This window comes from Mycobacterium sp. HM-7, assembly GCF_053852335.1.
Genome location: NZ_CM132657.1, coordinates 5,965,601 through 5,986,688, shown reverse-complemented (window position 1 = coordinate 5,986,688; position 21,088 = coordinate 5,965,601). Strand labels below are relative to the sequence as shown.

The window sequence follows — 21,088 nt, the reverse complement described above, 5'->3', positions numbered from 1 at the left end:
TAAATAACTACCACATTCGGATGGCGTTACTATTCGAAGGCGCGCGGTCGGTTCACAAAAGTGCCCCTAAGCTGGCTCGTTATCTGGATAGCGGTAACATCGAGACCCGTCGGGTGGAGGATGTGGAGGACGTGGTGGCTGCTCGGAAGGTGCTGACTCGGGCGGAGAGCCAAGCGCAGACGCGGCAGGAATTGCTGGATGCCGCCGAGCAACTGTTCTACGCCAACGGGTACCACGCCACGACCCTGGCTGCCATCGCGGCGGAGGCGGGACGCACCATCGGTGCGGTCTACAGCAACTTCGAGGGCAAAGAAGCGCTCTGCCTCGAGGTGATCCGGAATCGCTCCATGGCCGAACTCAATCAACTGCTGGGGCCGCTCGTGGCTGCCGGTGTCTCCACTGACGACAGGCTGGCGGCCCTCGCGAGCTGGTGGGCCCGAATCGGCGCGGAGCCGAACCTTGTCGTGCTGACTGCTGAGTACGTCACCAGTACCTTCCATGACCCCGAGCAGCTCGCCAAGGCCCGCGAGGCGCTGGAGCGGTTCAAGGAATCGACGCGCGTGTTGCTCGAAGATGCAGTGCCAGATGGGGTTCCGGCCGACCACCCGCTGATGGACGACGCCATCGAAGTGGCGGTGGCGACCGGCGCCGGCATCGCCATGGCCCAGGCGCTGGGGACGATCGACGCAGAGCGAGGCGCGGCGCTGATGGTGGCCAACATGCGGTTGTGGTTCGACGCGTTGGCCTCCGGCAAGCCGGCGTAGGTCAGCCCGTCCCCGCGGCCACCCGCTGCGCCGCGACCGAGCGAAGCGCTGCGACAACGTCGGCCGCAGCGGCCAGGTCGGCCGCGTACCGAGCTCGATGCTCCCAGGTGACGCGTCGTCCGCCGCGGTCGACGACGAACACGCCACCGAGCCGGCGCGGATCGCCGGTGCGCTGATACGGGTAGTTTCCGGATCGGACCAAGTTGATGAAGGCGGTCGCATTCCGGATCGGGTTCAACCATCGGCGTCGCGTGGCCAATCCCATTGTGCGATAGAGGGTGTGGTCTTGCGTGACCATGACGGGAGCGCGGAAGCCGGTCCGTTGGCGGAAGGTGAACCCCTGGATCGACGTGCCGATGCCGATCAAGATCACCCGGGCGCCAAGCGCTTCGACCTCGTCGGACCGCGCGGTCAACTCTCTGGCCTGTGCCAGGCCGAAGGCGCTGCCGAACTGCGGCAGGAACACCAGTGCCACTGGCCCGTCGCGCCAGAAGTCCTGTAATTCGTGCAGGTGGTGCCGGTCATCGAACACGCGCTCGTTGCTGATGACGTCGACCCGGCTCATCTGCCCACTCCTACAGCATCATTCGCGCGGTCGGCCGGAACCGTCGGTGCGAACGGGCACATCGTGCCGCGTTTGCCCTGTTGCAGGGCGAGGCCGGGATCGTGCGTCATCTCCACGAAGCCGGCGCTGTCGGCGTGCCGGATGACGTTGTGCAGGTAGCCCCACATCTCCGGGCCGAAGTACGGGATGAAGAGGCGGTCGAAGACCGGATTCTCCAATGCCTTGACGGTCGCCTTGACCAGGAGTGAGCCCAGCCGCGGCCGTATCCGATAGTCCTCGAGGCCGCAGATCTGGCGCACGTACGGCGTCAGAAGCGGGATGGCGGCCCAGATCGCGACCCGCATCAGCGTTCCGAGAACCAGGTTGGGGTTCAGCGGCGTCACCGGGGGATGGGTCATGAAGTCGGTGAGTTCCTGCGCCGGCCGGGTGAAGGCCATGAGTTCCTGCTCGGCCCGTTGTACCCAGGCTTCGACATCTTCGGGGGTGTCCGGCAGTTCGCTCGCCGGCATCCCCATCAGCTGACAGACCTTGACCTGCTCGCGGTAGAACTGGCGCTCGTCTTCGTCAGTCGCGTTCGGGTCGCCGAAGGCCTTGTACGCGCGCCACAGATGGGGCCAGCCCACGACGTAGGTGAACTTGAGCGTCTCGACGTGATTGGCTTGAAACAGTTCGCCGGTCGCGGGCACTTCGCCGGTGATGTGAGAGTGCTTGCGGAACAGGTCGATTCCCACTTTTTCGGCGCTGGCGGTATCGCCCGCGACGGCGCCGGCGAAGAAGTGGAGGCTGCGGCGAATCCGGCCGATCGTGTCGTAGTAGTACGTGGTGTGGTGCCCGACGCCGTATGCCCCGTCGGGGTCCAGCACCGAGATGAAAAGGCCTGAGAGCGCGCCCATTCCGGCGACCATCACATTCTCGTAGACCTTCCAGCTGATCGACTCGGGCCCGAAGTAGCCGTTGTCGGCCCGGGGGGCCTCCGCTATGGCCAGGGCTTTCTTCCCGTTCTTGCCGTGCAGCTTCAGTAGGAAGTCGTATCGGCGGTCGATCCTCTGGCGCTCTGCCTTGGGCATCGCGACGTCCTGTAGGCGGACGGACTTCATGGTTCCTCCGTGCTCATTGAAATAGCAACGTTATTCCAATGGCGACGTTACTCCAGATGGGATGAGTGGACAAGGGGCCGTGCCCGCGGGGCGGGAAACGCGAGCGCGCGAGACTCGGACCCGGCCATACGATGCGGAGAGCGAACAGGATGGAGAGCCGAATGTCGGACGTGGCGGTGCGTAACGCAGTGCAGAAGTTGGTGGACGCCGAGGAGTTGCGGTCGGGCCTGGGTGCCTTCGCGCGCCTGGTCGACGGCAAGCGGTGGTCGGAGGTCTCGCGGGTTTTCGCCGATGACGTGACGTTCGACTACGGCGATCAGGGGCCGCAGTCAGGCCTGCCGGCACTGGTGGACACGTTCCGCCGATATCTCGAAAACTGTGGCGGCACACAGCATCTCATCGGATCGGTCCAGGTCGAAGTCGGTGACGACGGGACGGCCGTCACTCGCGCCTACGTCCAGGCCCGCCATCAGGGCCTCGGACCACTGGCAGCCGAGAACTTCGACACCAACGGTGAATACACCGACACCTGGGCCCGCCGGCCCGAAGGCTGGCGCATCGTCAACCGCATCAGCCGGTGGTCGGCGATGTCAGGCAATCCCGCGGTGCTGTTCGCCCAGTAGGGCGCTTCCCGAAACTCAGCGGAAGCGGACGTCCATGGTGGCGAGACCGAAGATCTTCTTGCCACCCGACTTCGCGCCGACGATGACGACGCCAGTGCGGGTCCCCGGGTCCAGCGACTTGACCTTGCCGCTGAACTCGATGGCGCAGCCCTCGGCGGCCGGCACGACAGCGGGCGCGGACAGCCGCACCGTGTAGCGGGTGACCGCACCGGGGTCGCCCGACCAAGAGGAGGCGAATCCGGCGCCCATCCCCATGGTGAGCATGCCGTGGGCGATCACGTCGGGCAGGCCTGCCAGCTGCGCGAGGGTCTTGTCCCAGTGAATCGGGTTGGCGTCGCCGGCCACGCCGGCATAGTTGACCAGGTCGCCGATGGACAGTCGCATCGGGTGGACCGGCAATTCGTCGCCGACGGCCACGTCGTCGAACGACGGCGTCCCCGGCGTGCGGGCCGCGTCCCCGGCAATCCGGATGTCGCCGTCGGGGCGCACCGTCTTGCGATACTCCTCGGAGCCGATGTCCAGGATGTTCATGTCGTGCATCATGGCCTTTTGAGCAGCCGACTTGATGTCAGCGTCGATGTCCTCGGCCGTCACGCCGACGACGGTGGTGTGCAGGGTGTGGACCCGCTCGCCCTTGGTGTCGGTGAAGGTGTTGGTCACAGTGATGAAGTCCCGGCCCGCGGTCCGACGCACCGCCGTCAGCTCGACGTCGATGACCAGTTCGTCACCCGCGACGATGGGGCGGTGCTGCTCGAAGACCTCTTCGGTCTGCAGATAGGTGTCGTAGCCGACGACGATCGACTCGAACATCCGCCGGTTGCACTTCATGCCGGGGGTCGAGGTGAACGTGATCGGCGCGATGACGTCGGCGTAGCCGAGCGCGTTGGCGGCAGCGACGTCCCAGTGCGCGGGGTGGTAGTCCTGCACCGCGCGGGCGTACTCACGCAGCTTCTCGCGGCCGACCAGGTAGGTACCGTCCATCTGGTAGTGGTGGCCGATCCGCGCTTCGAGCGGCGACGCTTCTGCTGCTGTCGTCATGACTGTGCCCAACTTTTCTATCGACGTGTTCGCTGAGGCCGACCAAAGCACACTACGTGGCGAGGTGGCGACAACACACGTCGATGCGCCGTCTACCTGCGCTGAGCAGCCAGAAATGTGCCCAAAACCACGCGATTGCCGGGACGCCCGTGGCTGTTCGCGGGCGAAATCAGGGCCGTGCTTGACTGGCGGTATGGCCCGCACACCCACTTTGGCCCGCCGGTTGTTCGAGCGCTACGAACCTGTGCACGCGATCACCTATTTCGCGCCCGAGTCGCGGGCCGCCGCCGTCGACCTCGGCTACCGCAGCTTCTGGAGCGGCTACTTCGTCACGAGGTCAGCGCCACTGGGCCCGGTGCCTCCGCAGGTCGTCGAGGCGATCTTCTACAACTTCGCCGCCCATCGCGTCGCGAAGTCGCTGGCCGGCGCGTGGGACATCGCGACGCCCCAGCAGGCGCTCGCGGCCAGGGAAGCGGGCGCCGTCGCTGCACTGCGCCGGTACGGCCTCACGGCAGACGACAACCTGCGCACCGCCGCCGATCTGCTCGGGCGGGTCGCACGCGGAGCAGCCGTCGACGGTCGTCCCCTGTTCGCCGCGCTGTCGGCGGTGCCGTGGCCTGACGAGCCGGTGGCCGCGCTCTGGCATGCGGCGACACTGTTGCGTGAACAACGAGGTGACGCCCACGTTGCGGCCCTCGTGGCCGCCGGCATCACCGGCCGCGAAAGCAACGTGCTGCATGTCGCGGCGGGACGGACCACGAAGGACAAGGTCGTGACCACCCGCGACTACGACGACGCCGAGTGGGCTGCGGTGACGGCGCGGCTGGCGGCACGGGGCTTGGTGACGGACGACGGCTCGTTGACGGACGCGGGAGGCGAGCTCAAGGACGACGTCGAGTACCGCACCGACGCGGCCGCGTTGCCGACGCTCGACGTGCTGAGCGACGATGAGGTCGAGACCCTGTTCCGGGCGCTCACCCCGATTGCTCGACAGGTGGTCGCCGGCGGCGATTTACCGGCGATCACACCGATGGCGTTGCAGCACAGCGACCTTGACGATCCCGGTGCGAACCTCGGCTAGGCGGCCAGGGCGCCGCGCTTGCGCAGCAGCGGGAGCACACCTTCGGCGAACCAGTAGGCCTCTTCGAGGTGCGGGTAGCCGGAGAGGATGAACTCGTCGAATCCGAGGTCGTGGTACTCGGAGATCAGCGACGCCACCTCCTCATGGCTGCCGACCAGCGCGGTCCCGGCGCCGCCCCGCACCAGACCGACACCGGCCCAGAGGTTCGGATAGACCTCCAGGTGATCGAGCCGTCCGCCGTGCAGCGCCGTCATCCGTCGTTGTCCTTCGGATTCGGAATTGGCATGCAGTGCGGTGGCTTTGGCGATCTGTTCGGGCGTCAACTCGGACAGCAGGGAGTTGGCGACGGCCCAGGCGGCTTCAGAGGTGTCGCGGGTGATGGTGTGCAGCCGGATGCCGAACCGCAGGCTGCGCCCGCGAGCCTTGGCCAGTTCACGCACTTGCGCGATCTTGGCTGCCGCTGCGGCCGGTGGTTCGCCCCACGTCAGGTAGACGTCGACGTGCTCTGCCGCGATGGGTAGCGCCGCCGGCGACGAGCCACCGAAATACAACTGCGGCAACGGGTTCGGCGGCTCGGACACCCGGGCATCGGTGACGGAGTAGTGCCTCCCGCGGTAGTCGACGGGCCCGCCGCGCCACACGTCGCGCACTATCTCGAGGAATTCACCGGTGCGTTCATAGCGCTGGTCGTGGCTGAGCCAGTCGCCGAACCGGCGCTGCTCGACATCGTCGCCGCCACTCACGATGTTGAGCAGCAGGCGGCCCTCTGAGAATCGCTGGAAAGTCGCCGCCTGCTGGGCGGCCAAGGTGGGCGGCACCAAGCCGGGACGGAAAGCGACCAGGAACTTGAGCCTTTCGGTCTGCTCCAGCAGGGCGGCTGACGTCAACCAGGCGTCCTCACACCAGGTTCCGGTCGGCGTCAGGACCCCTTCGAACCCGAGATGGTCGGCCGCACGGGCCACTTCACTGAGATAGCGCAGGCTGGGCTTGCGGTAACCCGCCGGAACCGTGTGGTGCGACGAGGCGTGTGACGCGCCGACGATCGAGCGGCTGTCACCGTTGGTCGGCAGAAACCAGAAGAACTTGGCGGACAAGACAATCCTCCTATTTTGCGGCGGTCCAGAACTGCGACAGTTGATCGCCGAACCGGTTGTCGACGAATTGCGAGAAGGTGGGTTTGTGCTCGATCTGTCCCGCCTGCGCGAACGCGTCGGCGAGTTGTTGCTCCGATGCGATCACGGCATCGTTGATGGGGATGGCCAGTCGCAGGCTTCGTGACTGCGCGGCGCGGGCCACCTGCGGATCGATTCCGATTGCGGCAGCGTACTTTTGGTACCACAGGTCAGGGTGGTCCTTGGCCCAGCTGGAGGCGCGGGCAATCCGTTGCACGAAGTCGGCCAGTGCGCTGTTGCGTTTGGCGTCCTGCAGCGCGGCCACCGAGGCGATGCCGAATCCGTAGCCGTTGGTGACATTTTCGGCGGTGACCACCGTACGCACCTTGAGCTGGTTCTGGGCCAGGGCCGTGTACGGATCCCAGATGGCCCAGGCGTCGGCCTGCCCCTGACTCAGGGCGGTGAAGGCGTCGGCCGGCTGTAGGAACACCAGCTGGATGTCCTTGACCGTCAGGCCGGCCCTCTGCAGCTGGAGCAGGAGATGACCGTGTGCCGAGCTTCCCTTGCCGACGACGACCTTCTTCCCGCGAAGGTCGGCCACGGAATGAACCGCTGAACCGGTGAGGGTGAGGATTTGGTCGCCGGCGGCACTGTTCGAATAGGCCGATACGACGCGGATTTTCGCACCCGCCGCGGCGCCGAAGATGGGCGGCGTGTTCCCGGTGACAGCGAAGTCGATCTTGCCCGCGGTGGCCGCTTCCACCTGGGGTGGCCCGGAGGTGAACGTCGAGAACTGCACCTTGTAGGGCACGTTGTCGAGTTCCCCGGCCGCGCGGAGCAACGACTCGGTGCCACCCTTCTGATCGCCCACCTGCAATGTCAGGCCACTCAGGTCCGCTGTCGGAACTGTCTGGGGCACAGCCACTTCACTCTTGGTATCGCGGCTGGAAACGCAGGCGGTGAGCAGTGCGCCGGCGGCCAGAATGGATACCAGTCGTGCTAGCCGTGAACGCGTCACAGTCTTCTCCTGTCAGACGCCGAGCTGCGCGAGCAGCTCGGCGCGGTAGTCGTCGGTGTTTCGGTCGCGCAGGCCGTGCGGTTGGCGCGGGTTCTCGATCGGCAGCGTGTGCGCCACCCGCCCGTGCTCGAGCACGACGATGGTGTCGGCCAGTGCGATGGCTTCGTCCACGTCGTGCGTGACCAGGAGTACCCCGAAGTTGTGCTGGCGCCAGAGGTTCAGCAGGAGGCGGTGCATCGAGAGCCGGGTCAGGGCGTCGAGAGCGCCGAATGGCTCGTCGAGCAGCAGTAGTTGCGGTTCTGCCACCAGCGCGCGGGCCAGGGAGACCCGTTGCGCCTGCCCGCCTGACAGGGTCAGCGGCCAGGCCTGCGCCTTGTCGGCCAGGCCTACCTCTGCGAGGGCCTGGTCGGCTCGGGAAAGTGCTTCGGCGCGGGACAATTTGGTGCGGGTCAGGCCGTAGCGGACGTTGTCCCGAACGGAGCGCCACGGGAACAGCCGTGGCTCCTGGAACGCGACGGCCGGCGCGCCCTGGACTTCCCGCCGGCCCTGGAAATCACCGGCGAGGCCCGAAAGTACGCGCAGTATCGTAGATTTGCCCGAACCACTGCGCCCGACCAGCGCGACGATCTCGCCTCGATTCACCCGGAGGGTGACGTCGTCGAGCACCCGATTGCCGCCGTACCACTTGGACACCGAGCGCAACTCTCCCGCGGGCGGCTCGGCCACGGCAGCCGCCTCAGTGGCTGCTTCGTAAAGCGTTGTCATGGTCTGCCTTTCAGGATCGATAACGCAGGGCACGACGCTCCAGCACCCGCACCACTGCATCGGTGACGATGCCGAGCAGTGCGTACACGACGAGACCGAAGATGATGACGTCGATGCGGAGGAAGTCGCGCGCATTGTTGATGAGGTAGCCGACGCCCGAGTCGGCGTTGATCTGTTCAGCGACGATGAGGGTGAGCCATGAGATGGCCAGCGATTGCCGCAGCCCGACGAGGACCTGGGGTGCGGCACTGGGGATGACGACGGTCCGCAGCCGTTGCAGTGGTGAAAAGCCCAGTACTGCGGCGGTTTCGAACAGCTTGGGGTCGACCTGGCGGATCGCCGATGACGTATTGAGATAGAGCGGGAACGCCGCACCCAACGCGACCATCAGCACCTTGGGCAGCTCGCCGATGCCGAACCAGACGATGAACAGCGGGATCAAGCCGAGGTGGGGCAGCGCCCGGATCATCTGCATCGTCGGATCGACCGTGGCGTCGGCCCACTTCGAGAAGCCCACGAGGGCGCCGAGGGCCGCGCCGATGACTCCGCCGAGGAGGAGGCCTTCAGCTGCGCGGACGCCGGAAATGCGCAGTGCTTCGGCGAGCTGACCGTTTCCGATCAGCTCGATGCCGGCCTCCGCGATGGTCTGGGGCGCCGGAAGGATCTCTGGATCGATGAGGCCCCACGCGCTGCCGGCCTGCCACAGCAGGAGTACCGCCAGCGGTGACAGCCAGCGGAGGATTTCCCAGCGCCGGGCATGGACACGGTGGAGCCAGGAAACCGCCTGTACCGCAGCAGGTTCGGTACCGGGGGCCACCGGGGCGACAGGGGCCGCCGGGACCTCGCGGGTGATCATCACGCTCCTCACGTCGGCTGCAATCGGTCAAGGCGCATGCGCCTTGACACCGAACGTAGGAGCCCGACCGCGGGCCGTGAAGAATTACCGTCGCCCTGATTCCACGGGAACGGGCGCGTTGCCGTCGCCGAGCTGCCGCGACAGCTTTCTACTGCGTGGCGTCGGCGCCTGGATTCAGAGCCGATACATTTCGCGTGCCATGGCCGCCTCCTCGAACGACGCCTCGCGCCGCGGCGGGTAGTAGTCGGCCCGATGCTCGGGCCAATGGGTGCGGCTCTGAATCCAGGTGCCGGCCCCGGTGACCGCGTCGGCGAACTGCTGGGCGCTGTGGCGCAGCCAATCCCGCAGCATCTCCGCGGGAGTCGGAACGTGTGCGTGTGTCATGCATTCGACGCTACGAACGGCCGGGTCGGCCGACATCGCGCCCAGGGCTGATCTTGATCTCCGACCACGGTATGCACTCGAGGTCGACTGCGGGACGATGCCGGCAGGGATGCTATTCGGCGGCTATTCGACTTTGCCCACGAAATCGTCCAGCGCCGACTCGATTTCGTGCGCCAGTCGCTGCGGGGCGTCGGTGTTTCCGGTGATCAGGTCGCGCAGCGCGCGGTGGAAGAGCCCGTCTGCCGTCGCATAGACGATGGCCGGCGAGACGGTGACTGCGGACTCGGTGAGTTCGGCGTAGGCGATGACCGCCTTCCACGCGAGCCCGGCAAGGCTGTCGTCGATCTCGTTGATGCTCACGGCGAAGCGATCGTCGAAGAGTGCTTGGGTGCGCAGGTCGTACCAGAGGCGGTGCATCACGGCCGACTCGCGCAGTGAGTTGCTCAGCGCGCCACTGATGCGGCTCTTGAGCTCCGGCCCGGAACTGCCGTCGATGACGATCGCGTTGTAGCGGTCGACGAAGTGGTCCTTGTACTGCCGCACGCAACACATGACGAGGTCGTCTTTGTCGTCGAAGTAGTAGTGCAAGACGCCGAGCGATATCTCGCAATGCTGGGCGAGCTCGCGCATGCTGGCCCGCGCGAAGCCGAGTTCAGCAAGCCCGCTGGTGGCCTGGGCGGCCAGCGCCTGGCGCCGTGCAGCGAACTTTTTTCCGCGCGCGCCCGAGAGTCGGCCTGCAATGCGGCTCGAAGCGGTATCCACGGGGCTCCAGTGGCGGATGAGGTGTCAGTGAACTGGCGGGAAACTCTAAATATATTCATTGATCAGGCACTTCTGCCGTCGGCGGCGAAGTTTGGACGATCGTCTTGAAATGCCCGCAAAGAGTGGCGTAGATCACTATCATGCTCCGCGGGTGCTCGAAATTCAACGGAAATGGTGCCGATGAGCGAACAAGAAGCCACCGCGGAGTCTGCTGCGGATGACAGGTTGGCGTGGTTGCGAAAATCGGTGGCGGAGGGGCAATCGGGAGCGGTCGACTCGGCGTGGAGCTGGATCGTCGAGCTGTCCGCGTTGGCCGACAACGACGCCGACTCCGCCGAAGCTCAGCTCAATGACCTTTTCCGGCTGGGTACGCCGCCGGTCGAGCTGGATGGCCCGACGGAGGGCATCCTCGTCATGACGACGACGAACCCGGCGCTGGATACGGTGACCCGGGCCGTCACGGCTCTGTGGATGCCCTGGCAGGGCAAACGCTTCGACGCGGACAGCGGCACCGGCGACAACCGGCTGACCCGTAGCACCGGACTGGTCGGCAAATTGTTGTGGCCGCTGTACTCGATGCGTGACGCCGAATCGGGCAAACTCGCTTTCGATTTCGCCACGTACGTCGAAGCCGGCAAGGACGACCCCGACCGCCAGGTGATGGTCATCGATTACGCCAATGTGGAATCCAATCCGCGCCTGGTGATCCGCAGCATCCGCGACGAGTTGGTGGAGCTGGTACCCGGCGTGTACCTCGGCAAGATTTTGTTCAACACCGGCTCCGACCGGTTCAGCAAGATTGGATATTTCGCGCTGCGCACACCTCGCTGACGGACCTCAGATCACCCGAAACCACCGCAAACTTCGAAAAAGAAACGGCGACAACATGATTCCGTCCCAGTGGCACGAATATCCCTCTCTCCTCCTGCAGTTGAACGCGCTGGCGAAGACTCGCGATGAGCTGCGTGAGCACAACCTGTACGAGGCGTACGGCATGCGGCCATCGGACGACCTGGGCCAGCCCAACGACGAGGTGCGCCGTGCCCGCCAGCCGGACGGCACGTGGAACGACCTCGAAGATCCGCACATGGGCGCCAAGGGCACCGGCTTCGGCCGCAATGTGCCGCTGTCGATGACCGTCACCGACGTCAAGCGACTCCTGAAGCCGGACCCACGCGTCATCAGCCGAAAGCTGATGGCCCGCGATGATTTCAAGCCCGCGGGCATCATCAACGCACTCGCCGCTGCGTGGCTGCAGTTCGAGAACCACAACTGGTTTTTCCACGGCGATGGGGTGCCCGACAAGACCATCGACATCCCGCTGAGCGCCGGTGACCAGTTCCCCGAGAACCCGATGAAGATCCGGTGCACCATCCCGCTGCGTGGCGAGATCGCGGACGGTTGTCCGGCACCGGTTTTCGCGAACGCGGAGACGCACTGGTGGGATGGTTCCCAGGTCTACGGCAGTGGCAAGGAACGCCAGTCGGAGGTTCGTACCTTCGTCGACGGCAAGGTCAAGGTCGACCCGAGTGGACGCCTGCCCGAGAGCGACATTCCGGGTATCGACCTGACCGGCATGAAAGAGAACTACTGGGTCGGCACGGGGCTGCTGCACACGATGTTCGCGCGCGAGCACAACGCCGTCTGCGATGCGCTGAAGAAGGCTTACCCGAGCTTTGATGACCAGCGCCTCTTCGAGATCGGCGTGCTTGTCATATCGGCACTGATCGCCAAGATCCACACCGTGGAGTGGACGCCGTGCGTGCTGCGCCACCCGGCGCTGCAGATCGGTATGAACGCGAACTGGTATGGGGCACTGGGTGAGACGTTCCAGGAGAGGTTCGGCCGGATCAGCGACAATGAGGCGATCTCGGGCATCATCGGCTCGCCGACCGATCACCACGCCGCGCCCTTCTCGCTGACCGAGGAGTTCGTCTCCGTCTACCGGATGCACCCGCTGATCCCGGATGATTGGAACTTCTTCTCCCTGGAGTCCGGGGAGCATCTGGTCAAGGCAGACTTCACGCAGTTGCAGGGCAGCTACACGCGCGACTTCATGGACAAGATCCAGATGGGCGACATGTGGTATTCGTTCGGCCTGGCCAGCGCCGGCGCCGTGTGTCTGCACAACTACCCGAACGCGCTGCGGAACCTCACTCGTGTCGACGGGCAGGTCACCGACCTCGCCACCCTGGACATCGTGCGCGACCGCGAGCGAGGTGTGCCGCGCTACAACGACTTCCGCGAAGCGCTGCGGATGCCGCGGCGCAAGACCATCAATGACATCACCCCGAACAAGCAGTGGGCGCGGGAGATCAACGAGGTCTACAACGGCGACGTCGACGCCGTCGACCTGCAGATCGGGATGCAGGCCGAGCAGCCGCCGAAGGGGTTCGGCTTCTCGGACACCGCATTCCGCATCTTCATCCTCATGGCGTCGCGCCGGCTCAAGAGTGACCGCTTCTTCACCAGCGACTTCAAGCCCGAGGTGTACACCCAGGTCGGCTTCGACTGGGTGAACAACAACACCATGAAGGACGTCATGCTGCGGCACTACCCAGAGCTGGATCCGGTGATCGGCGACGTCGAGCGGGTGTTCGCGCCGTGGCCGAAGCTGGGCGCACCCGTGCCGGGGAAGAAGAACCCGGTGGTGCAGCTGGCCGACTCCGTCCGCGCCTACCTGCCCTGGGGCTGACGAACGATGGCCGAGGATTTCCCGCACGCATCCATCGTCGAAGGTGTTCGGTTCACCGCCCAGATCGGTGTGCCGAACGTCCTTCTGGGACTTTTCAACAAGCGAGAGTTGCCCAGCCGCATCGCATCTGGGCTCAGCTCGGACTACCTGGGCTATCAGCTCGTCGAGGGCATGGTGCGCAGCTACGGGCCCGGTCCGTTCTACGTGCGGGTCGTCGCCGACGAGGCGCTGCTGGTGCACCACCCCGACGACCTCGAGTTCGTATTGGGTGGGTCGCCCGACCCGTTCGCGTCCGACCCGAAGCCCAAGCGGGAGGGCATGGCGGCGTTCCAGCCGGACGCACTCACCATCTCGCGCGGGCAGCCGTGGGAGGACCGCCGCCGGTTCGCCGAAGCGGTGCTGGACACCGGCCACCCGGTGCACCGGTTGGCGCAGGCATTCGTCGAGAAGGTCGCGCGGACCGTGGCGGGCCTCGGTTCTGGCGAGCTGAAATGGTCGGAGTGGAACGCGGCATTCCAGCGGCTGACGCGGTGTGTGGTGTTCGGCGACAAGGCCGGCGACGACAACCGGCTCACCTCCCAGCTCGGCGCGCTGATGTCCGCGGGCAACGGGATGCCCGGCGAGCCTGCGCCCGGCTATCCGGAATTCGTCTCCCACATCGAGTCCTACCTGACCGACCCCGAGCCGGGCAGCCTGGCCGCGCTCATCGCGGAAACCGCCCCGCCGGAGACCGCGAGCCCCGCGAGCCAGGTGATCCACTGGTTCTTCGCGATGGGGGACACCTTGGCGGCCAACGCTTTCCGGACCCTCGCAGTGCTGGCCACCCACGCCGAGAACCTGAGTGAGGTTCGTGCGGAAGTGGCGACGGCCGACATCAATTCGGGGCAGGGTATCGCGTCCCTGAAGTACCTCGGCGGGTGCCTGCTCGACACCATGCGGCTGTGGCCGACGACGGGGTTGTTCGGCCGCGTCGCGACCCGGGATATCGAGTTCCCCAGTGGGGCGGTGCTGCCCGAAGGCAAGCAGGTCCTCATCTACAACGTGTTCAACCACCGGAACCGCGACCGGATCCCTTACGCCGACCGTTTTTCACCAGGTGAATGGGTCAGCGGGGACGCCGGGAGCGACTGGTCGTACAACTTCTTCAGCCACGGCCCACAGGGCTGCCCGGGCGCCGGCCTGTCGGTGTTCCTGGGGCAGGCCTTCCTGGCGCACGTGTTGAACGGATCCACTCCAGTGCTGCGCGGAGCTACGCTGAACTCGCAGAAGTCGCTGCCGCACAGCATCGATCTGTACGGCATCAGCATCGAACGCTAGATGGACCATTCGGTCGTCAACGCGACCGTGCGATGGAGGGGACCCTTGTGACCACGACCGCCGAACATCTCCGCTACGCCCTCGATGGACGTTGGCGCGACGTGAAAGACCTTATTCGGCAAGAGCTTTCCGTAGACCTGTTCAAGCCGCACTACACCCCGGACACCGCGGTGGCCCGCGCCAAGGTCACCGAGCAGATGAAGTACATGGCCTCGCGCGGCGCCGCCGAGGATGCCTTCGCGAAGGGCCACGGCGGCAACGGCGATGCGGGCGCCACGATCGCCCGCATCGAGACGCTGGCCATGAGCGACCTGTCGTTGATGGTCAAGGCCGGGGTGCAGTGGGGTCTGTTCGGCGGCGCCATCGACAACCTGGGCACGGAACGCCACCACGAAGCGTACGTGCGCAAGGCCATCGACCTGGACCTCGTCGGCTGCTTCGGCATGACGGAGACCGGGCATGGCAGCGACGTCCAGTCCCTGGAGACGACGGCGACGTACGACCCGGCGACCGGGGAATTCGTCATCGACTCACCGACGCCGACGTCGCGGAAGGACTACATCGGCGGCGCCGCTGAATCAGCCCAGGTATCAGCGGTTTTCGCGCAGCTCATCACCAAGGGCGAGAACCATGGCGTGCACTGCTTCGTGGTGCCGATACGCGATGAGTACGGCAACGACCTGCCCGGCATCCGCACCTCGGACTGCCATTACAAGGGCGGACTGCCCGGCGTCGACAACGGTCGCATCCAGTTCGACCACGTGCGGATCCCGCGGGATAACCTGCTCAACCGCTACGGCGACGTCGCCGAGGACGGGACGTACTCGTCCCCGATCGACAACCCCAACCGGCGGTTCTTCACCATGCTGGGCACGCTGATCCGTGGCCGCGTGACGGTCGGCGGCAGCGCCGCGGCCGCCGCGCGCGTCGCACTGGACATCGCCGTCCGGTATGCGTTGCAGCGCAGGCAGTTCGAGGCGCCGTCAGGGGCAGGAGCGAAGCAACCGGGGGGCAAGACACAAACTGACGAGGAAGTCCTGATCATGGACTACCTGGTGCATCAGCGTCGGCTGCTGCCATTGATCGCGAAGTCCTATGCGCTGCAGTTCGCGCAGAACGAGTTGGTGTCCGACCTGCATGATCTGCAGGACGTCGAGGAACCCGACGGTGAGGTGCAGCGGGAACTGGAAGCGCGGGCCGCGGGACTCAAGGCCGCCGCCACGTGGCATGCCACCAAGGCCATCCAGGAATGTCGCGAAGCCTGCGGCGGTGCGGGTTATCTCGCGGAGAACCGGCTCATCGCGCTCAAGGCCGACACCGATGTGTTCACGACCTTCGAAGGCGACAATCACGTCTTGACGCAGTTGGTGGCCAAGCACCTGCTCACCGAGTACGCCGACGACATCAAGGGCATGAGTCCGTTCGAATGGGTGCGGTTCGCCACCAGCACGGCCCGTGAGCGGGTGCGCAGGAGCACCGGCACCGAGACGATTCTGCAGAACCTGCTCGACACTCGTCAGGACAACGAGGAAGAGGGCAGCCTCTTCAACCGCGGCACCCAGGCCAAGATGTTCGAGGACCGGGCCGACTACCTGCTGTCGACGGTGGCCCGGCGTCTGCAGGCCAACTCCAAGGAGATGAGCCCGTTCGAGGCGTTCAACTCGGTGCAGGACCACGTGCTGCATGCGGCGTCGGCGCACATCGACCGCATCGTGTTCGAGTCCTTCGCCGCCGGCATCGACGACTGCGCCGACCCTGAAGCCCGCGAGCTCTTCGGCCTCCTGTGCGACCTGTATGCGCTCTCGGTGATCGAAGAGGACAAGGCGTGGTACATCGAGCACCGCTTCTTGTCGATGGATCGGGCCAAGGCCGTCACCGCCGGGATCAACGATCGCTGCCGCAAGCTTCGGCCGTACGCCGAGGTGCTGGTCGACGGGTTCGGGATCCCCGAGGAACTGCGCTACGCCGAGATGCTGCACCCGGAGCGCATTCCGGACATCTGAGCGGCGAGCGGGAAAAGCCGTTCCGAAAAAAGTGTCGCCGTGGCGGTGGCTGCGCACTCCTAGGTAATGAACGGAGCCCACGAGGGCGCCGACCAGCCAAGGAGAACGCCATGACCGTTGCATCCGTCCGTCGCCGCTCAGCCGCCGCCGCTGCCCTCGTCGCCGCCGGCGCTATCGCCGGCGCGCTCGGCGCGGCGAGCCCGGCAAGTGCCGGAGTCAACAGGTACCTGGCGATCGCGTTCTCACCGGCGACAGGCCAGTGGGGCTACACGCAGAGCCTGCTCGATGCGAACCAGGCCAAGTACGACGCGGTGGGTTACTGCCTGAACAAGGGCGGCACCGACTGCCGGATCGTGGTGTGGGGCGACAACGAGTGCGCAGCACTCGCGACGAGTCCGAACCCGTTCAACCACAGCCTCATGTGGGGCACGGGCGTGGCCCAGACGCAGAAGGATGCCGAGACGAAAGCCCGGTTGTCGACGTCTTTCGGGGGCACCGTCATCCTGTCGTTCTGCTCGCTGGGTACCGAACACTGACCAGGTGGCGGGGAACCCACGAATTCTCGCGAGTGGCGGTAGCTTCGTCCAATACGGATTGCGGACGGCGAAAGGGACCGCCATGGATCGGAAGAAGGCGACTCTGTTCGCGGCAGCGGGCGTGACGGCGGGGATTCTTGCCGCACCGGCGGCGCAGGCCGACATCTGCGACCCATCGGTGACCGTCTGTCAGGGCAGTGAAATCAGCGGTCCCACGTCGGTGCCGGCCGCGTCGCCGTCGGTCATCGCGAGCGATGACGAGTTCCCGTTCGGTGACGACGAGTGGTACCTGTATCCCGGCGTCGGCGTCATCAACCCCGTGCACCCTGGCGGCGGCGGTGGGCACCGGTAGTCGGTCGAGCGGCGCCCGCGGCCAATAGCCACATTGGTCACTCGCACACCAACTTTGGCCCCCGATTGGCGTTTATTAACCAAGTCGAACTATTTTTCTGAGGTGATCTCCTCAGCTGTTGGCGTCGTTGCCCGCTGGACTGCTCCCTTCCTGGCTGTGGCCGCCGTCGCGAGTGTGAGCCTGCCGCTTGATCCGGCACCGCGGGCCGAAAGCCCGGCGATCCGCCTCGTCGATGACGGCAACCCGCTGGCCGGCCGGCCCTTCTACTCCGATCCGATCTCGAAGGCCCGGGCCGCCGCCGCACAGGCCGACCCGCCCAGCCCTGAGCTCACCGCCATCGCCAACACACCGCAGGCCTACTGGCTGGACCAGGCGTTCCCCGCCTCCACGGTCGGTGGCACTGTCGCCGGGCTGACCGGCGCGGCCAACGCCGCGGGCGCCACGCCCGTACTGGTGCTGTACGGGATCCCGCACCGCGATTGCGGCAGTTACGCGGCGGGCGGATTCGGATCGGGCGACAGCTACCGCGCGTGGATCGACAGCGTCGCGGCCGGCCTCGGTGGCTCGCCGGCGGCGATCATCGTCGAGCCCGATGCACTCGCGATGGCGGACTGCCTGTCCGCCGGCCAGCGGCAGGAGCGCTTCGATCTGATCCGCTACGCCGTCGACACGCTCACCCGCGACCCTGCCGCGGCGGTCTACATCGACGCCGGACACTCGCGCTGGGTGAGCGCCGAGACGATGGCCTCGCGACTGAACGATGTCGGTGTCGCCAAGGCGCGCGGCTTCAGCCTCAACACCACCAACTACTTCACCACCGGTGAGGAGATCGGATACGGCGAGGCGATCTCCGGCCTCACCAACGGTGCGCACTACGTCATCGACACCTCGCGCAACGGTGCCGGGCCGGCCGAGGGCGACCCGATGTACTGGTGCAACCCCGACGGCCGGGCGCTGGGCGTCGCGCCCACCACCGATACCGCCGGTGCGCACGCTGATGCCTACCTGTGGGTCAAGCGGGTCGGCGAGTCGGACGGGTCATGCGGCCGGGGGGAACCGGGCGCGGGCACCTTCGTGAAGTCGTTCGCCATCGACCTGGCCCGTAACGCGGCGCACTGATTCCGCGCGCCGAGGCCGTGGTTTCGGCGCAAAGGGCGATACGTTGCCGTCATGCATGGGTGTGGCCCTGACTGTGCCGACGGCGTTGACGCGATCTCCCGGCGGACGGCGATTGCCGCCTCGGTAACGGCCCTGCTCGGTGGCGCCGCGCTGGCGACGTCGGCCGACAGTTCAGCCGAGCCGCGGGGCGCTGAGCTGCCGCAGAACGCGCTGATCACCCTTGGGGTCCAGGCGGGCCCGCCGCCGGTGCCGAACCGGACGGGCATCTCGTCAGCACTCAAGATCGGTGACGACGTCTATCAGATCGACTGCGGCTTGGGCTCTTTGAACGCCTTCACGAACGCGGGTCTGAGATTCGACCAGCTGCGCAGCCTGTTCATCACACACCTGCACACCGACCACATCGTCGACTATTACAGCTTCTTCCTGTCCGGCGGCTACACCGCGGCACCCGGTAAAGGCGCGGTGACGGTGTACGGACCCGGCCCGGCCGGTGGTCTGCCGTCGAGCGAGGTCGGCAATCCGAACCCGCCGACCGTCGAACCGGCCAACCCCACCCCGGGGATCGCGGCCATGACGCAGGCGCTGCACCAGGCCTTCGCCTACACGAGCAACATCTTCATCCGGGACATGGGCACCGACGACATCCAGAGCCTGGTCGACGTGAACGAAGTTGTCGTGCCGCCCGGCTCCGACTATCTGAATCGGGCGCCGCGCACCGATCCCTTCCCGGTGATGACGGACAACAACGTCCGCGTCACCGCGACCCTGGTGAGCCACTACGATGTGTACCCGGCCTTCGCTTTTCGCTTCGACCTGCTGAAGTCTGGTGTTTCGGTGACGTTCTCGGGCGACACGACCAAGTCTGACAACCTGATCGCCCTCGCGCAGGGGACCGACATCCTCGTGCACGAGGCCCAGTTCAGCCTCGCCGACGGCGGCAGCAACGCCAGGTTCCCGCCGGGATATCTGGTGCGGTCCCATACGTCCGCCGAGCAGGTCGGTGAAGTCGCCGCGGCGGCGGGCGCCAAGCATGTTGTGTTGAGCCACTATTCGCCCACCGACCTGCCCGACGCGAAGTGGCGGGAGGCGATCGGCCGCCGCTACCCGGGCAAGATCACCGTCGCGCGCGACGGCCAGGTCTTCGCTCTCTGACTTATCCTCGGCCTATGCACCTGATCGCGCTGGAAGAGCATTACGCGTGGCACCCGGCGAGCGATGGCAACGTGGTCGCGACGTGGCTGGCGTCCAACAACCGCACCGGCTTCGACCGGCTCTACGACCGCGGGCCCCTTCGGCTGGCGCAGATGGACGCCGCCGGCATCGACTTCCAGATTCTGTCCCTCTTCGACCCCGGCGTGCAGGAGTACGACGACCCTGCGGTCGCCGTCGACTACGCGCGCCGCGCAAACGACGATCTCGCAGAGACGGTGCGGCAATACCCTGACCGGTTCGGCGGCTTCGCCACTCTCGCGACCCAGGACCCTGACGCCGCCGTGGCCGAATTGCACAGGGCTGTCGACGATCTCGGATTGGTCGGTGCGCTCATCAACGGCCACACTCACGGGCGGTACCTCGACGACCCGGCCTACGAACCGCTGTTCGCGGCTGCCGAGAACCTTGGCGTGCCGATCTATCTGCACCCGACCACACCGCACCCGGCGGTGATGGACGCCTGGTTCGCACCCTACGTCGACCAGGGCCTGCATCTGGCGTCCTGGGGGTTCGCCGTCGAGGCGGGCACGCACGCGTTGCGGCTGATCTACTCGGGGTTGTTCGATCGCCACCCGAATCTCCAGATGATCCTCGGTCATCTCGGAGAGATGCTGCCGTTCACCGCATTTCGCACCGATCGGTACTACGGGCTGGGCGGGTCGGGTGGCCATCTGCAGAAGCTGCCGTCGGAGTATCTGCGGGAGAACTTCTACTTCACCACGAGCGGCAACTTCTCCCCACCGGCCATGGCGTGCACGTTGTCGGTGATGGGAGCCGACCGCGTGATGTTCTCGGTGGACTATCCGATGGACGACAACGTCGACGGCGCGAACTTTCTGGCGTCATATCCGATGGACGAGCCCGACCGGCGCCAGGTCGGCTATCAGAATGCGTTGCGGCTCTTCGGGGATCGCATCCCGAAGATCGGCAGCTAGAGAGCGCGGCCCAGCCAGCTCAGGTTGAGTGACCTGCCCATCTGGTTGAGCTGATTGATGGCCTCTTCGATGCGCCGGCGCGGCACCTCGGCGCGCCATTCTGGCATCCGCCCGGTCAACTGCAGCACGTCCGGGCTGAAGCTGACGGATGTCGGCGCGAGTTCGCGGGGAAGCTTTGGCAACTGGATTCGATAGGCGGGCAATCGTTTCGGTAGGTGCCACCGGGACTTGCGCAGCGCGATCAGTCGTGGCTTGACCAACAGCGTCGACCCGTCGATGGTCGCCTCGACCTCGAGATGGCCGATGTCAGGTCTTTTGGCCCAACGGATTTCAGCGACGACCCCGGCGTCGATCCGGCCGATCAGCCTGGGTGCCGCACGACCGGGCGACGACCACGCGCGGTCGATCATCTTGTCGAGGGCCGTGGTGGACATCTCGACGGTCAGGTCCAGCGGTGCCGCGACGAGCACCGGTGTGTTGCTCGGTTTGATGTGCACGTTGTGCAGAACGGCGGTGGCATTGTCGAATTGCCAACCGTTCCAAACGATGTCGGATGCCGAGAGGGAGATGTCATTGAGCTGCCCGACCGACAGGCTCCGCACGTCGAGGTCGGCCTCGATCGCGGTGACCGTCAGCGTCATCTCGCCGGACTCGAGCTTGACGGTCAGGCGTCGGCCGACCACCTGCTTGCGCAGCGTGTCGAACAGGGTCTTGTAGGCGCCGGCCGGACCACCGGTCAGTGCGCTGCTCGCGGCCGACGACCACAGCGACGACAAGGTGTCCAGCGGCTTGAACGGGTCCCAGTTCGGGAACGAGTCCCAGGACGGGAACGATCCGGAGTTCGCCATATT

General features: G+C 66.1%; 22 protein-coding genes. 12 read left to right on the top strand and 10 right to left on the bottom strand.

All coding sequences use genetic code 11. From position 1 onward, the window contains the following. The first annotated feature begins 20 nt into the window (after nt 1-20). On the top strand, nt 21-764 hold the full coding sequence (locus tag ACWW1C_RS28745; protein WP_455981422.1) for a TetR/AcrR family transcriptional regulator: 744 nt from the start codon (nt 21-23) through the stop codon (nt 762-764). A 1-nt stretch (nt 765) separates the two neighbouring features. Here ACWW1C_RS28745 and ACWW1C_RS28740 read toward each other — a convergent pair whose 3' ends face one another. Together ACWW1C_RS28740 and ACWW1C_RS28735 are read right to left on the bottom strand one after the other, a co-directional pair. Beyond that, a complete protein-coding gene (locus tag ACWW1C_RS28740) occupies nt 766-1,329 on the bottom strand; it encodes a peroxiredoxin-like family protein (RefSeq protein WP_455981421.1) in 564 nt (187 codons plus the stop codon). Continuing rightward, on the bottom strand, nt 1,326-2,426 hold the full coding sequence (locus ACWW1C_RS28735) for an oxygenase MpaB family protein (RefSeq protein WP_455981420.1): 1,101 nt from the start codon (nt 2,424-2,426) through the stop codon (nt 1,326-1,328). Before ACWW1C_RS28735 ends, ACWW1C_RS28740 begins: the two co-directional genes overlap by 4 nt. A 161-nt stretch (nt 2,427-2,587) precedes the next feature. Between ACWW1C_RS28735 and ACWW1C_RS28730 the strand changes: the two genes are divergently transcribed. Next, entirely contained in the window at nt 2,588-3,049 is a 462-nt protein-coding gene (locus tag ACWW1C_RS28730) for a nuclear transport factor 2 family protein (protein ID WP_455981419.1), read from the top strand. 15 nt (nt 3,050-3,064) lie between these two features. Here the strand turns inward: ACWW1C_RS28730 and ACWW1C_RS28725 are convergent, their stop codons facing one another. Next, a complete protein-coding gene (locus ACWW1C_RS28725; RefSeq protein WP_455981418.1) occupies nt 3,065-4,087 on the bottom strand; it encodes a fused (3R)-hydroxyacyl-ACP dehydratase subunits HadA/HadB in 1,023 nt (340 codons plus the stop codon). Nucleotides 4,088-4,280: 193 nt separating this feature from the next. Between ACWW1C_RS28725 and ACWW1C_RS28720 the strand changes: the two genes are divergently transcribed. Further along, nucleotides 4,281-5,168, top strand: a complete 888-nt coding sequence (locus ACWW1C_RS28720; RefSeq protein ID WP_455981417.1) for an SCO6745 family protein — start codon at nt 4,281-4,283, stop codon at nt 5,166-5,168. Here the strand turns inward: ACWW1C_RS28720 and ACWW1C_RS28715 are convergent. The 6 genes from ACWW1C_RS28715 to ACWW1C_RS28690 form a co-directional block, all read right to left on the bottom strand. Further along, nucleotides 5,165-6,262, bottom strand: coding sequence for an LLM class flavin-dependent oxidoreductase (locus ACWW1C_RS28715; RefSeq protein WP_455981416.1), 1,098 nt, complete (start codon nt 6,260-6,262; stop codon nt 5,165-5,167). The two genes, ACWW1C_RS28720 and ACWW1C_RS28715, sit on opposite strands and share 4 nt — an antisense overlap. 10 nt (nt 6,263-6,272) lie before the next feature. Then, nucleotides 6,273-7,298, bottom strand: coding sequence for an ABC transporter substrate-binding protein (locus ACWW1C_RS28710; RefSeq protein WP_455981415.1), 1,026 nt, complete (start codon nt 7,296-7,298; stop codon nt 6,273-6,275). Nucleotides 7,299-7,310: 12 nt separating this feature from the next. Then, nucleotides 7,311-8,063 carry an ABC transporter ATP-binding protein gene (locus ACWW1C_RS28705; RefSeq protein WP_455981414.1) on the bottom strand — a complete coding sequence of 251 codons (753 nt, stop codon included), beginning with the start codon at nt 8,061-8,063 and terminating at the stop codon, nt 7,311-7,313. Between the two features lie 10 nt (nt 8,064-8,073). Then, entirely contained in the window at nt 8,074-8,919 is an 846-nt protein-coding gene (locus tag ACWW1C_RS28700; RefSeq protein ID WP_455981413.1) for an ABC transporter permease, read from the bottom strand. Between the two features lie 174 nt (nt 8,920-9,093). Further along, entirely contained in the window at nt 9,094-9,303 is a 210-nt protein-coding gene (locus ACWW1C_RS28695) for a hypothetical protein (protein ID WP_455981412.1), read from the bottom strand. A 123-nt stretch (nt 9,304-9,426) separates the two neighbouring features. Further along, nucleotides 9,427-10,065 carry a TetR/AcrR family transcriptional regulator gene (locus ACWW1C_RS28690; protein ID WP_455981411.1) on the bottom strand — a complete coding sequence of 213 codons (639 nt, stop codon included), beginning with the start codon at nt 10,063-10,065 and terminating at the stop codon, nt 9,427-9,429. 180 nt (nt 10,066-10,245) lie between these two features. Here ACWW1C_RS28690 and ACWW1C_RS28685 point away from each other — a divergent pair, with 180 nt between their 5' ends. The 9 genes from ACWW1C_RS28685 to ACWW1C_RS28645 all read left to right on the top strand — a co-directional run bounded on the left by ACWW1C_RS28685 (nt 10,246) and on the right by ACWW1C_RS28645 (nt 20,237). After that, nucleotides 10,246-10,896, top strand: a complete 651-nt coding sequence (locus tag ACWW1C_RS28685) for a hypothetical protein (protein WP_455981410.1) — start codon at nt 10,246-10,248, stop codon at nt 10,894-10,896. Nucleotides 10,897-10,951: 55 nt separating this feature from the next. After that, nucleotides 10,952-12,760, top strand: a complete 1,809-nt coding sequence (locus tag ACWW1C_RS28680; protein WP_455981409.1) for a peroxidase family protein — start codon at nt 10,952-10,954, stop codon at nt 12,758-12,760. 6 nt (nt 12,761-12,766) lie between these two features. Further along, on the top strand, nt 12,767-14,077 hold the full coding sequence (locus ACWW1C_RS28675) for a cytochrome P450 (RefSeq protein WP_455981408.1): 1,311 nt from the start codon (nt 12,767-12,769) through the stop codon (nt 14,075-14,077). Between the two features lie 47 nt (nt 14,078-14,124). After that, nucleotides 14,125-16,080, top strand: coding sequence for an acyl-CoA dehydrogenase family protein (locus ACWW1C_RS28670; RefSeq protein ID WP_455981407.1), 1,956 nt, complete (start codon nt 14,125-14,127; stop codon nt 16,078-16,080). A gap of 110 nt (nt 16,081-16,190) precedes the next feature. Further along, nucleotides 16,191-16,616 (top strand): DUF4189 domain-containing protein, encoded by a 426-nt coding sequence (locus tag ACWW1C_RS28665; RefSeq protein WP_455981406.1) that lies wholly within the window; start codon nt 16,191-16,193, stop codon nt 16,614-16,616. An 82-nt stretch (nt 16,617-16,698) separates the two neighbouring features. Further along, entirely contained in the window at nt 16,699-16,968 is a 270-nt protein-coding gene (locus tag ACWW1C_RS28660) for a hypothetical protein (RefSeq protein ID WP_455981405.1), read from the top strand. A 102-nt stretch (nt 16,969-17,070) separates the two neighbouring features. Continuing rightward, nucleotides 17,071-18,087 carry a glycoside hydrolase family 6 protein gene (locus ACWW1C_RS28655; protein WP_455981404.1) on the top strand — a complete coding sequence of 339 codons (1,017 nt, stop codon included), beginning with the start codon at nt 17,071-17,073 and terminating at the stop codon, nt 18,085-18,087. Between the two features lie 51 nt (nt 18,088-18,138). Next, nucleotides 18,139-19,242 (top strand): MBL fold metallo-hydrolase, encoded by a 1,104-nt coding sequence (locus ACWW1C_RS28650; protein ID WP_455981403.1) that lies wholly within the window; start codon nt 18,139-18,141, stop codon nt 19,240-19,242. Between the two features lie 14 nt (nt 19,243-19,256). Continuing rightward, nucleotides 19,257-20,237, top strand: a complete 981-nt coding sequence (locus ACWW1C_RS28645) for an amidohydrolase family protein (RefSeq protein WP_455981402.1) — start codon at nt 19,257-19,259, stop codon at nt 20,235-20,237. Here ACWW1C_RS28645 and ACWW1C_RS28640 read toward each other — a convergent pair. Then, complete coding sequence (locus ACWW1C_RS28640) at nt 20,234-21,085, bottom strand: hypothetical protein (RefSeq protein WP_455981401.1); 852 nt, start codon at nt 21,083-21,085, stop codon at nt 20,234-20,236. The two genes, ACWW1C_RS28645 and ACWW1C_RS28640, sit on opposite strands and share 4 nt — an antisense overlap. Nucleotides 21,086-21,088: the final 3 nt, after the last annotated feature.

Excerpts from the sequence above, each read along its gene's own strand:
- ACWW1C_RS28700 (WP_455981413.1), bottom strand. The coding sequence starts at position 8,919 with ATGATCACCCGCGAGGTCCCGGCGGCCCCTGTCGCCCCGGTGGCCCCC.
- ACWW1C_RS28665 (WP_455981406.1), top strand. The coding sequence starts at position 16,191 with ATGACCGTTGCATCCGTCCGTCGCCGCTCAGCCGCCGCCGCTGCCCTC.
- ACWW1C_RS28660 (WP_455981405.1), top strand. The coding sequence starts at position 16,699 with ATGGATCGGAAGAAGGCGACTCTGTTCGCGGCAGCGGGCGTGACGGCG.
- ACWW1C_RS28695 (WP_455981412.1), bottom strand. The coding sequence starts at position 9,303 with ATGACACACGCACACGTTCCGACTCCCGCGGAGATGCTGCGGGATTGG.
- ACWW1C_RS28740 (WP_455981421.1), bottom strand. The coding sequence starts at position 1,329 with ATGAGCCGGGTCGACGTCATCAGCAACGAGCGCGTGTTCGATGACCGG.
- ACWW1C_RS28640 (WP_455981401.1), bottom strand. The coding sequence starts at position 21,085 with ATGGCGAACTCCGGATCGTTCCCGTCCTGGGACTCGTTCCCGAACTGG.
- ACWW1C_RS28705 (WP_455981414.1), bottom strand. The coding sequence starts at position 8,063 with ATGACAACGCTTTACGAAGCAGCCACTGAGGCGGCTGCCGTGGCCGAG.
- ACWW1C_RS28650 (WP_455981403.1), top strand. The coding sequence starts at position 18,139 with ATGCATGGGTGTGGCCCTGACTGTGCCGACGGCGTTGACGCGATCTCC.
- ACWW1C_RS28745 (WP_455981422.1), top strand. The coding sequence starts at position 21 with ATGGCGTTACTATTCGAAGGCGCGCGGTCGGTTCACAAAAGTGCCCCT.
- ACWW1C_RS28735 (WP_455981420.1), bottom strand. The coding sequence starts at position 2,426 with ATGAAGTCCGTCCGCCTACAGGACGTCGCGATGCCCAAGGCAGAGCGC.
- ACWW1C_RS28675 (WP_455981408.1), top strand. The coding sequence starts at position 12,767 with ATGGCCGAGGATTTCCCGCACGCATCCATCGTCGAAGGTGTTCGGTTC.
- ACWW1C_RS28680 (WP_455981409.1), top strand. The coding sequence starts at position 10,952 with ATGATTCCGTCCCAGTGGCACGAATATCCCTCTCTCCTCCTGCAGTTG.
- ACWW1C_RS28685 (WP_455981410.1), top strand. The coding sequence starts at position 10,246 with ATGAGCGAACAAGAAGCCACCGCGGAGTCTGCTGCGGATGACAGGTTG.
- ACWW1C_RS28725 (WP_455981418.1), bottom strand. The coding sequence starts at position 4,087 with ATGACGACAGCAGCAGAAGCGTCGCCGCTCGAAGCGCGGATCGGCCAC.
- ACWW1C_RS28645 (WP_455981402.1), top strand. The coding sequence starts at position 19,257 with ATGCACCTGATCGCGCTGGAAGAGCATTACGCGTGGCACCCGGCGAGC.
- ACWW1C_RS28720 (WP_455981417.1), top strand. The coding sequence starts at position 4,281 with ATGGCCCGCACACCCACTTTGGCCCGCCGGTTGTTCGAGCGCTACGAA.
- ACWW1C_RS28730 (WP_455981419.1), top strand. The coding sequence starts at position 2,588 with ATGTCGGACGTGGCGGTGCGTAACGCAGTGCAGAAGTTGGTGGACGCC.